8 protein-coding genes and 1 tRNA gene are annotated in these 11,382 nt (G+C 72.1%); 5 read left to right on the forward strand and 4 right to left on the reverse strand.

The window, feature by feature from the left end; all coding sequences use genetic code 11:
- Window positions 1-75: 75 nt before the first annotated feature.
- The 3 genes from ABZ193_RS14560 to ABZ193_RS14570 form a co-directional block, all read right to left on the reverse strand.
- Window positions 76-2,940: a BTAD domain-containing putative transcriptional regulator gene (locus ABZ193_RS14560; RefSeq protein ID WP_354710161.1), complete on the reverse strand. Its 2,865-nt coding sequence runs from the start codon at window positions 2,938-2,940 to the stop codon at window positions 76-78.
- 56 nt (window positions 2,941-2,996) lie between these two features.
- Window positions 2,997-3,590, reverse strand: coding sequence for a TetR/AcrR family transcriptional regulator (locus ABZ193_RS14565; RefSeq protein WP_020419421.1), 594 nt, complete (start codon window positions 3,588-3,590; stop codon window positions 2,997-2,999).
- Between the two features lie 136 nt (window positions 3,591-3,726).
- On the reverse strand, window positions 3,727-4,653 hold the full coding sequence (locus ABZ193_RS14570) for an acyl-CoA desaturase (protein ID WP_020419422.1): 927 nt from the start codon (window positions 4,651-4,653) through the stop codon (window positions 3,727-3,729).
- A gap of 185 nt (window positions 4,654-4,838) precedes the next feature.
- Between ABZ193_RS14570 and ABZ193_RS14575 the strand changes: the two genes are divergently transcribed.
- The 5 genes from ABZ193_RS14575 (at window position 4,839) to ABZ193_RS14595 (ending at window position 10,113) form a co-directional block, all read left to right on the forward strand.
- A tRNA-Gln gene (locus tag ABZ193_RS14575) sits at window positions 4,839-4,910 on the forward strand.
- Window positions 4,911-5,049: 139 nt separating this feature from the next.
- Window positions 5,050-6,690 carry a GGDEF domain-containing protein gene (locus ABZ193_RS14580; protein ID WP_354710163.1) on the forward strand — a complete coding sequence of 547 codons (1,641 nt, stop codon included), beginning with the start codon at window positions 5,050-5,052 and terminating at the stop codon, window positions 6,688-6,690.
- 44 nt (window positions 6,691-6,734) lie between these two features.
- Window positions 6,735-8,216: a bifunctional UDP-N-acetylglucosamine diphosphorylase/glucosamine-1-phosphate N-acetyltransferase GlmU gene (glmU, locus tag ABZ193_RS14585; protein WP_020419424.1), complete on the forward strand. Its 1,482-nt coding sequence runs from the start codon at window positions 6,735-6,737 to the stop codon at window positions 8,214-8,216.
- On the forward strand, window positions 8,206-9,186 hold the full coding sequence (locus ABZ193_RS14590) for a ribose-phosphate diphosphokinase (RefSeq protein ID WP_027936077.1): 981 nt from the start codon (window positions 8,206-8,208) through the stop codon (window positions 9,184-9,186). The genes glmU and ABZ193_RS14590 overlap by 11 nt, the downstream gene beginning before the upstream one ends.
- A 72-nt stretch (window positions 9,187-9,258) precedes the next feature.
- The gene (locus ABZ193_RS14595) at window positions 9,259-10,113 is read left to right on the forward strand and encodes a TIGR03621 family F420-dependent LLM class oxidoreductase (RefSeq protein WP_020419426.1); all 855 of its coding nucleotides are present in this window, start codon (window positions 9,259-9,261) and stop codon (window positions 10,111-10,113) included.
- Here ABZ193_RS14595 and ABZ193_RS14600 read toward each other — a convergent pair.
- On the reverse strand, window positions 10,102-11,091 hold the full coding sequence (locus tag ABZ193_RS14600; protein ID WP_354710166.1) for a hypothetical protein: 990 nt from the start codon (window positions 11,089-11,091) through the stop codon (window positions 10,102-10,104). The two genes, ABZ193_RS14595 and ABZ193_RS14600, sit on opposite strands and share 12 nt — an antisense overlap.
- Window positions 11,092-11,382 lie beyond the last annotated feature (291 nt).

Here is an 11,382-nt window from a genome sequence, read left to right on the forward strand (position 1 = left end):
GCACCTCGCCCCCGCCCGAGGAGCGCACCGCCGCCCTGGAAAAGCTGCTCGCCCAGCCCACCCCGCGCCACCCGATCATCGGCCCGGCCCCTCACACGCCGCCAACCCCGCACCCGCCCGCGCACGTTCCACGTGATCACCCGAGGTCCGGGCCAGCACCACCTCGAACTGCTCCCGCGCCCCAGACACATCCGCGACCGCGAGCAGGCTCGCGCCCAGCCGGTTGCGGATCTCCAGCTCGAGCTGCGGCCGGGTCCGCTCGGTGACCAGCGCGAACGCCCTCCGCTGCAGCTCCAGCGCCGCCTCCGCGTTGCCGAGCCCGGACTCCGCCGCGCCCCACATCGATAGGCAGTCGGCGGTCAGCGCGATGTCCCCGGCCTCCTCGGCGGCCCCCGCGGCCCGGCGCAACGCGCCCACTGCTTCCGCGTGCCGTCCGACCGCCAGGTGGAACTTCCCCAGGCTGCCCACCGCCATCGCCACCGCCCGCGGCCGCCCGATCTTCTCGCCGAACGCGACCCCCTGCTCCAGGCAGGCGCGGGCCTCGTCGAACCGGCCGAGCCGCAGGTGGGTCAGGCCGATGTTGGCGACCGCCATCCCGCACAGGAACGGGTCGTCCAGCCTGCGCCCCAGCTCGTGGGCCTCGTGCAGCAGGGCGAGCGCCTCGCCGGTGTCGCCGCACGCCACCGCGAGCGTGCCGAGGCCGCAGAGCGCGCGGGCCTCCTCCCGGCGGTCCCCGGCCTGCCTGCTGATCCGCAGCGCCTCGTGCAGCCATGGGCGGCTCCGCTCGTAGCGGCCCTGCATGCCCTCCGCGACCCCGAACCCGAACCGCACCGCGGACCGCATCCGTGGGTCGGCGCACTGCTCGGCGAGCGGGAGCGCGATCTCCAGCGCCGCGCGGCACTCGTCGTAGCGGCCCTGCCGGACCACGTACTCGACGAGCCCCTCGGCGATCCAGCACGCGTAGTCCGCTTCCCCGGCCTCCGCCGCGTAGCGGACGACGTCCGGCAGCTCGCCGCCTGCCGAGTCGAGCCAGCCCGCCGCGTCCGCCCAGCCGGTGAACGGCACGTCGTCCACCGGCGGACCGCTCGACGGGTCGTGGACGCCCCAGTCGCTCGCGATCCGCGCGGCGGCCGCGTACAGCCGCAGCACCCCGGCCCTGGCCCCGGGCTCGTCCGCGCCCAGCCGCCGGGCGAACACCGCCACCAGGTCGTGCAGCCGGTAGCGCCCAGGGGCCGGCTGCAGCAGCAGGCTCGCGTCCACCAGGCGTTCCAGCGAATCCCCCGCCACCGGTTCGGCTAGCCCGAGCATCGCGGCCACCGCCCGCGCGTCGAACTCGACCGTCGGTGCCAGCCCGAGCACCCGGAACGTGCGCTGCTCGGCGGCCGCGAGCTGGCGGTAGGACAGCCGCAGCGCCGCCTCGACGCCGTGGTCCTCCGCGGTCAGCTCGCCCAGCCTGCGCGAGTCGTCGGCGAGCCGGTCCACCAGGTGCTCGACGGTCCACATCGGACGGTTCTGCAGCCGGGCGCCCGCGATCCGCAGCGCCAGTGGCAACCCGCCGCACAACCGGACCAGCTCGCGCACCGCGCCGGGCTCCCGCCCGACCCGCTCGGCGCCGACGACCCGGCGCAGAAGTCCTTCCGCGGCAACGGCATCGAGCACGTCGAGCGACACCCGGCGGTCGGCGGGCAACCCGGTCAGCCGTTGCCTGCTCGTCACCAGCACCGTGCTGCCCGCGCCGGAGGGCAGCAACGGCCGCACCTGCTCGGCGCTCTTCGCGTCGTCGAGCACCAGCAGCAGCCGCGAGGACGCGGTCGCCGACCGCCAGGTCGCGGCCAGCTCGTCGACGTCCGGCCCGACCGGCCCGGTGTCGACGCCGATCGCCCGCAGCAGCCGGGCCAGCGCGTGCGCCGGGCGCAGCGGCTCGTGCCCCTCGGTGTGCCCGTGCAGGTTCAGGTGCAGGCAGCCGTCCGGGAAGTCCGGACGCAACACGTGGGCGGCGCGGAGGGCGAGTGCGCTCTTGCCCGCGCCCGCGACGCCGTCGACCGCGATGACGGTCACCAGCTCCGGGTCGCCCGGCTCGACGAGCCGCGCCAGCTCGTCCGCACGCCCGGCGAGTTCACCGCCGTCCGCGGGCAACTCGTTGCGGGGCGGGCGTTTGCGCGTGACGCCGAGCGCGGTGTCGTCACCCCGCAGCACCGCCTGCTGCACCCGGCGCGGTTCGGCGCCCGGCTCCACGCCGAGGTCGTCCACGAGGCGGCGGCGCAGCCCGGTGAACACGGCCAGCGCGTCCGCCCGCCGTCCCGCCGCGTACAGCGCGCGCATCAGCAGCGCGGCCAGCTCCTCGTGGTGCGGGTGGACGCCGGCGAGCGCGGACAGCTCGTCGATCACCTCGCCGTGCCGTCCCAGGCGCAGCTGCCACCCGGCCTTCCCGAGCTGCAGCGCGATGCGGCGTTCGGTGAGCCGGAGCCGGTGCCCGTCGAGGAAGGGGCCGGGCAGCCCGGTGAGCGGCTCACCGTCGAACAGGTCCAGCGCGTCTGCGGCGGCGCGCACCGCGACGGCGAGATCACCGGCACGCTCCGCGGCCGCGGCCTCGGCCGCGATCCGGTCCAGGGTCACGGTGTCCACCTCGGCGGCGGCGCCGACGAACCGGTAGCCGCTGCTGTCGCGGGCGATCACGGCGTCCGCGGGCTCGTCTTCACTCGCGCGCAGGCACTTGCGCAACCGGTGGACGTAGACCGGCACCACGCGGCGGCCGGTGCCCGGCGGTTCGAGGCCCCACACGTCGTCGAGGAGCTCACCGGCGCCGACCACCACGTCCGGGCGCAACACGAGCGCGGCGAGCAGGGCTTTCTGCCGGACCGGGCCCAGGTCGAGGGGCTGGTCGCCGCGCCAGGCCCGGAGCGGGCCGAGCACACTCAGCCGGAGCCGGCCCCCACTCACCACACCGCCCCCAACGCCGTGCTGTCGACTCGTGGCGCAGTGTAGCGGGAATCCGGTCAGTCCAGGCGCAGTTTGGGCTTGTGCTCCAGGTGCGACAGCCCGTTCCAGGCCAGGTTGACCAGGTGCGCGGCCACCTCGTGGCGCTTGGGGCGGCGGGCGTCGAGCCACCACTGGCCGGTCAGGGCGACCATCCCGACCAGCGCCTGGGCGTAGAGCGGCGCGAGCTTGTCGTCGTAGCCGCGCGCGTCGAACTGCTGCGCGAGGATGTGCTCGACCTGCATCGCGATGTCGTTGAGCAGCGTGGAGAACGTGCCGGAGGCGCTGGCCACCGGCGAGTCGCGGACGAGGATGCGGAAGCCGTCGTGCGACTCCTCGACGTAGGCCAGCAGCGCGCCGGCCGCCTGCTCGAGCATCGCCCTGGGGTGCCCACCGTGCAAAGTGGACACCATCCGGTCGAGCAGGGACTGGGTCTCGCGGTCGACGACGACGGCGTAGATGCCTTCCTTGCCGCCGAAATGCTCGTAGACCACGGGCTTGGAGACGTTCGCCCGGTGGGCGATCTCCTCGATGGAGGTGCCGTCGAAGCCCTTCTCGGCGAAGAGCTTGCGGGCGACGTCGAGCAGTTGCTGCCGGCGTTCCGCGCCCGTCATCCGGACGCGGGGCACCGGCCCCGGAGGCCGCACCCCGGTGGCCTCACGCTTCGCTCGACGTCGTCCCGCCACTCATGGAGAGTAACTGCAACGCGCAGCGTTTCCATTGAGGGTGGTGGTGGGCGAGGGGCTGGCCCTATTCCGACGACAGACGCGCCAGGCGCTGCGGGGTGGGCCAGCGCACGTTGTGCACCCACCCGAGCTTCTCGAACGCCCAGATCACGCGGGCCGAGATGTCGATCTGGCCGCGCTTGACACCGTGCCGCGCCGAGGTCGGGTCGGCGTGGTGCAGGTTGTGCCAGGACTCGCCGAAGGACAGGATCGCCAGCGGCCAGAAGTTGGCCGACTTGTCGCGCGCCGCGAACGGCCGCTCACCGATCATGTGGCACACCGAGTTGACCGACCACGTCACGTGGTGCAGCACGCACACCCGGACCAGCCCGGCCCAGAAGAACGCGGTGACCGCGCCCCAGAACGACCAGGTGATGAGGCCGCCGAGAAGGGCCGGCAGCGTCAGCGTGAGCAGCGTCCACAGCCAGAACAGCTCGTCGACCTTCTTGATGGCCGGGTCCTTCAGCAGGTCCGGGGCGAACCGCTCGGCGTTGCTCGTGTCCCGCTCGAACAGCCAGCCCATGTGCGCGTGCCAGAAGCCCTTGGCGATGGCCAGCGGCGAGGTGCCGAACGCCCACGGCGAGTGCGGGTCGCCGTCGCGGTCGGAGAAGGCGTGGTGGCGGCGGTGGTCGGCGACCCAGGTGATGACCGGGCCCTGCACCGCGAAGCTGCCGGCGATGGCCAGCGCCACGCGCAGCCACGGCTTGGCCTTGAACGAGCCGTGCGTGAAGTAGCGGTGGTACGATACGGTGATCCCGAGCCCGCTGATGACGTAGAAGGCGATGAACAGCCCGACGTCCACCCAGCTCAGTCCCCACCCCCAAGCGAACGGCACGGCGGCGATGAGCGCGGCCAGCGGGAGTATCACGCCGAGGTAGACCGAGAACTGAACACCGGCGCCTCGCTGACCGGCGATGACCGGTTTCGGGCCCTTGGTCTGAGGTGGTTCCATTACCGGAGTGGATGTCATGCGCAACACTTCTTCCTACCTGGGCAAACCCTGAGAAAGGTCGTCCTAACCTACGTTTCCGTAAGTTACGGTACAGGAGGTTTTGCCCCCTGGGGAGCCGTTCAAACCTCGGACACAACCCCAGGACTGGCGCGGTTTTTCGACGTCGCTATCCTGACCAGGCACGATCCGCCGTGGTGTAATTGGCAGCACCTCAGATTTTGGTTCTGATAGTTCAGGTTCGAGTCCTGGCGGCGGAGCTGCCGTGCCCTACCCCGACGTGCCCGAAGGGGGTGCGCCACGCTGCAAGGCGAGAGCAGACCGAAGACCAGGCGGCCGGCACTGGCCGAGCTCTCCGATGCCTGGCTGGCCGGGCGCGCCCGGGAACTGATCGCCGCCGTGCAGCACACGGAGCACGGCGAGCAGCTCGAGATCGTCCGGACGATGGACGAGCTCCTCGACGAGGCCCAGCGCCGGGGTGAGCCGGTCCTGGTCGCCCAGCTCCTCCGCGCGGCGTCGCTGGGCAGGCTCGTCACCCGCGGTCTCGCCGCCGAAGCCGAGCCGCTGCTCGACGAGATGCTGGCCCACACCCGCCGCCACGGCCTCGCGTTGTTCCGCGCCGACGCCCACGCCCTGCGCGGCCGCCGCCTGGTGCTGGCCAAGCAGGAGGACGCGGCGCTGACCGAGATCGCCAGGGCGCTGGCGATCCTGGACGATTCGAACACGCCGGACATGCACATGTCGCGCCGGGAGTGGGCCAAGGCCCAGTCCAGCGCGCTCCTGGACTGCTGGATCGTGCTCAACCAGCTGGGCGTGTACGAGGCGGCCGAGGAGGTCATCGCGAGGGCCCACCAGGCCATCCGGGAGACCGCCGGTCCGCACGAGATCACGCTGCAGCTGATGAACCGCATCAAGATGCTGCTGGGCTGGGGCCTGCGGCTGGAGCGGGTCGCGCGGCACGAGGAGGCGGCCGCGAAGTTCAGCACGGCCGCCTCGATGGCCGTCGCGGTCGAGGCCCCGTTCGCCGAGTCGCTGTTCCCGCGGAAGATCGGCGTGGCCGCGGTCGACCAGGTGGGCGTGCTGGCGGCCGCCCTCGCGCTGGCCGCGCCGGAGCCGGCGCACGTCGACCGGCTGCGGCGGTTGCTGATCGAGCCGGGCTACCCGCACGAGCAGGTGATCGTCACGATCGCGCTGGCTCGCTGCCTGGAGCACGCAGGCCAGCACGACGACGCGCTGAAGGCGCTGCACGCCACGAAACTCACCCTCGCCGAGGACAACTCGATGCCGTCGATGAACCTGCACCTGATGCGGGAGATCGCGCGGCTGGACAGCGACGCCGACAGCGAGTCGTCGCGGGCGCTGGCGGAGTACTCGGCCGCGCTGGAGGTCGAGCTGTGGCACATGCGGGAGTCGCAGCTGGCGACCCTGGACACGCGCCGCGAGCACGAGCGGCTGTCCGCGCAGCACGGCGCGATCAGCCAGCAGGCGCTGCAGGACCCGCTGACCGGCCTGCCCAACCGGCGCGCGCTGGACGAGCACCTGCGCACGCTGTCCGCGTCGACCACCGCCCAGCCGCTCGCGGTCGCGCTGATCGACCTGGACGGCTTCAAAGGCGTCAACGACCAGCACTCGCACGCCGAGGGCGACGACGTGCTGCGCGTGGTCGCCTCGACGCTGCGGGACGCGTTGCGCGGTGACGACATCGTGGCCCGCTACGGCGGCGACGAGTTCGTCGCGCTGCTGCCCGGCGCGCCGGTCTCGGCGGCCAAGCAGGCGCTGGGCCGGGCGGTCACCGCGGTCGACTCGCTGCCCCACCACCTGTCGCACGGGGTAACCCTTTCGGTGGGACTGGTGTCGCTGCGCCCGCAGGAGCGGGCCGACCAGGTGCTCGCCCGCGCCGACGCCGCGATGTACCAGGCGAAACGCGGCGGCGGGAACCAGGTCGCGACGGCCCAGTCGACGGCGGGCGAGTCCCTTATCGCAGAGGCGGAACCCGGCTCCGAGGGCGACCCACAGCCGGCTGCCAGGCAGGACACGTAGGATCGGGCCCCGCCACCACCCGTCCCGTATTCGTTGGGAGTGCCGTGACCGGCCCGCTGAGCACTGTCATCCTCGCCGCGGGCGAGGGCACCCGGATGCGTTCGAACACCCCGAAGGTGCTGCACCCGCTGGCCGGGAGGCCGCTGGTCGAGCACGCCGTGCGGGCCGCAGCCGGGCTTTCGCCGGACCACCTGGTCGTCGTCGTCGGACACGGCCGGGAGGCCGTCACCGAGCACCTGGGCAAGGTCGGCGAGGCGCTCGGGCGGCCCGTCGCGACCGCGGTGCAGGAGAAGCAGAATGGCACCGGCGACGCGGTTTCGTGTGCTTTGTCCGTTCTGCCGGAAGGACTTTCGGGCACAGTTCTCGTCAGCTACGGCGACGTCCCGTTGCTGGACACCGAGACCATGGCCGCGCTGCTGGCCGAGCACCGCGAGAACGGCCACGCGGTCACGGTTCTGACGTCCGTGGTCGCCGACCCGACCGGTTACGGCCGGATCGTGCGCGATGCGGCCGGCGCGGTCACCGCGATCGTCGAGCAGAAGGACGCGTCGCCGGAGCAGCTGGAGATCGACGAGATCAACTCCGGCGTCTACGCGTTCGACGCGGCCGTGCTGGCCGACGCGCTGACCCGGCTGTCCACCGACAACGCACAGGGCGAGCTGTACCTGACCGACGTGCTGGCGATCGCCCGCGGCGACGGCCGTGGCGTCGGCGCGCTCGTCGTGGACGACCCGTGGCTGACCGAGGGCGTCAACGACCGCGTCCAGCTCGCCGCGATCGGCGCCGAGCTGAACCGCCGCCTCGTGCAGCGCTGGCAGCGCGCCGGGGTCACCGTGGTCGACCCGGCGTCGGTGTGGCTGGACGTGGACGTCGAACTGGCCCGTGACGTGGTGATCGAGCCGGGCGTGCAGCTCAAGGGCGGCACGAAGGTCGGCGAGGGCGCGGTGATCGGGCCGGACACCACGCTCACCGGCGTCACCGTCGGCGCCGGCGCCCAGGTGGTCCGCGCGCACGGCTACGACTCCGAGATCGGCGCGGGCGCGAGCGTCGGCCCGTTCGCCTACCTGCGGCCGGGCACCAAGCTGGGCGACAAGGGCAAGATCGGCACGTTCGTCGAGACCAAGAACGCCGACATCGGCACCGGCACCAAGGTGCCGCACCTGACCTACGTCGGGGACGCCACGATCGGCGAGTACAGCAACATCGGCGCGTCCAGCGTGTTCGTCAACTACGACGGCGTGCGCAAGCACCACACCACCATCGGTTCCCATGTCAAGACCGGATCGGACAACATGTTCGTCGCGCCGGTCACCGTTGGTGACGGTGCGTACTCAGGCGCTGGCACTGTGATCAGGCGGAACGTCCCGCCGGGGGCGCTGGCGGTGTCGACTGGACCACAGCGCAATATTGAAGGCTGGGTGCCCCGGCGCAGGCCGGGTACTCCAGCGGCGGAGGCGGCTCAGGCTGCGCTCGCCGCGCAGGAAAACAAGGAAGAGACCGAGCGGGAGTCGTCTGATGAGTCCTAAGTCCGGCACGCCGAAGAAGAACCTGATGCTCTTCTCCGGCCGCGCACACCGGGAACTCGCGGAGGAGGTCGCTGAGCACCTCAACGTGACGATCACCCCGCAGACGGCGCACACGTTCGCCAACGGCGAGCTGTTCGTGCGTTTCGAGGAGTCGGTCCGCGGCACGGACGCCTTCGTCATCCAGAGCCACACCACGCCCATCAACGAGTGGGTGATGGAGCAGCTGATCATGGTGGACGCGCTCAAGCGCGCCAGCGCCAAGCGCATCACCGTGGTCATGCCGTTCTACCCGTACGCGCGGCAGGACAAGAAGCACAAGGGCCGCGAGCCGATCTCGGCCCGGCTGATCGCCGACCTGTTCAAGACCGCGGGCGCCGACCGGATCATGACGGTCGACCTGCACACCGCGCAGATCCAGGGCTTCTTCGACGGACCGGTGGACCACCTGTTCGCGCAGACCCTGCTGGCCGATCACATCAAGAAGACCTACGGCGACGCCGACATCGCCGTGGTCTCGCCGGACTCCGGCCGCGTGCGGCTGGCCGAGAAGTGGGCCGCCCAGCTGGGCGACCGGCCGATCGCGTTCATCCACAAGACGCGTGACCCCGACAAGCCGAACCAGGCCGTGGCCAACCGCGTCGTCGGCCAGGTCGAGGGCAAGCTGTGCATCCTGGTGGACGACATGATCGACACCGGCGGCACGATCGTGAAGGCCACCGACGCGCTGCTCGCCGAGGGCGCCGCGGACGTCGTCATCGCGACCACGCACGGCATCCTCTCCGACCCGGCCACCGAGCGGCTGTCCAACTGCAAGGCGCGCGAGGTCATCGTCACGAACTCGCTGCCGATCGCGCCGGAGAAGCGGTTCCCGAACCTGACGGTCCTGTCGATCGCGCCGCTGCTGGCGGAGGCGATCCAGCAGGTGTTCGAGGACGGCTCGGTCACCAGCCTGTTCGACGGCAACGCCTGAGTTCTCCCCTGGCCCTTCCGCCGCTGGCGAAACCGGCGGCGGAAGGGCTTTTTCCTGCCTAGCGTCACGGGCATGAACGACTACCGCTTCGGTGTTTCCCTGCGGTTCCTGACCGGGCGCGACGACTGGGCGGCCAAGTGCCGTCGCGCCGAGGAGCTGGGCTACGACACCATCACCATCCCCGACCACCTGGGCATGCCCGCGCCGTTCCCGGCGCTGGTCGCCGCCGCGCAGGCCACCGACCGGGTGCGGGTGGGGCACATGGTGCTCAACGCGCCCTTCTACAACCCGGTGCTGCTGGCGCGGGAGGTCGCCTCGACCGCGCTGCTCACCGGCGGACGGCTGGACGTCGGGCTCGGGTCCGGGCACATGAAGTCCGAGTTCGACGACGCCGGGCTGCCGTTCGCGCCGCCCGCCGAGCGGATCAAGCACCTGGCCCGGACGATCGAGGTGCTGCGGGACCGCCTGGACGACGCGCCGCCGCTGCTGATCGCGGGCAACAGCAACGGGGTGCTGCGGCTGGCGGCGGAGCACGCGGACATCGTCGGGTTCGCCGGGTTGAAGCACGCGCGCGGCTACCCGCCGGGGACGTTCGACCTGGCCTCCGCCGCGGAGCTGGACGACCGGGTCGGGTTCTTCCGCGAGCGGGCCGGCGATCGGCAGGTGCAGCACAACATGCTGATCCAGAACGTCGTGGTGGCCGACGACCCGGTTCCGGCGCTGGAGGAGTGGCTGGCCGGGGTGCCGTCGGAGCTGGGCTGGTCGGCCGCCCGGCTGGTGGACGCGCCGCAGATGCTGGCCGGGACGCCGGAGCAGATCGCGGCGAAGATCCGGGCGATGCGCGAGCGGTACGGGTTCACGTACTTCACGGTGTTCGAGATGGCGATGGAGGAGTTCGCGCCGGTGATCCCGCTGCTACGGGCCTAGCTCGGCGGCGATGTCTCGGTTGAGCGCGCCGGGGTCGACGAGGGCGACGGGTTCGGCGGTCACCGACGGCGCGGCCTGCAGCCTGGTCGCGCCGTCGGCCCGGGGCAGCGTGAATTTGACCGAGCAGGAGACGTCGGCGGCGGTGTCCAGCGGGAGGACGACCTCCCGCGCGCAGGTGCGGGTGCCGAGGGCGTCGGAGGTGACAGCCGAGGTGAGGCTGACGCGCGCGGCCGCCCCGGGGGCCGCGCCGAGCAGGCGATTGTCGACGCGGACCGTGTCCGTGCAGGCGCCGCCGGCCGTGCAGCGGAGTTCGTGGTCGGTGACCCTGGCGGCGACGACCGGTCCGGCGATGAGGGGCTGCCCGAGTTCGGCCACCCCTTCGTCGAGGCGTTCGCGCAGGCCGGGCAGGTGCACGTCGCCGAGGGCGATCTCGTGCGGCCCGAACTGGCCGGCGATGGGCCCGAGGAAAGCGGGCGGGAAGCTGAGCACGCGGTGGGGCGAGGTGGCGGTGACGCGCAGACCGCCCAGGTCCAACGCGCCGCCCACCTCGACGGGCAGCACGCCCACGGGCAAGGCGGCCCGCAGCGCGGCGGCCACCACCTGGGGTGCCATGAGCCGCCCCGGGTCGAACGGCACCCCGCGGTCCGCCCTGGTCCACTGGGAGCCGAACCGCTCGGCGCGGGGCGCGGACATGCCCTGCCGCTGCCAGTAGGCCGGGGAGGCGCGGACGTAGAGCGAACCACCCACCCGGAGGGCCCGCACGGTGTCGTCCTGGACCGGAACCTGCCCCTCGACGAGCCCACCCTTGGTGACGGTGAGGGTCGCACCAGGAACCCGATACGCGACGGCGGCTTCCCCGGCGAGGGCTGTGAGGGCCTCGTCGACGGCGGAGCGAGGATCCGGCGAGGCGGGCCGCTGGGGGGCCTCACAGGCGACGAGCAGGACGAGGACGAGCACCGCGAGACCGCGCAGGCGCATCCGGCCTCCTCGCTCACCAGTGGAACGGCAGTTCGTGAATGAGACGCACTTTCAGGTTCCGGAGTTCCTGAGGGGCCAAGCTGTCATCCGATCGGTTTACACCGCGCGCCAACCGCCGCCCGGAAACGCAACGAGAGCGGCCAACCCAACCAGACCTCCCCCGCCCCCGATCCACAGCCGATCTTTGGTCGCCGACCAGGGTTGTCAAGGCACGCTTTCCCGAACACCGTTGACGTACTCCTCGGAGTGGTTGTAGGCGAACAGGGCCTTGCGGATGTCCTTCTGTGCGCC

Origin of the sequence: Amycolatopsis sp. NPDC006125, from assembly GCF_040614195.1 — a bacterium.
Taxonomy (GTDB): Bacteria; Actinomycetota; Actinomycetes; order Mycobacteriales; family Pseudonocardiaceae; genus Amycolatopsis_E; species Amycolatopsis_E tucumanensis.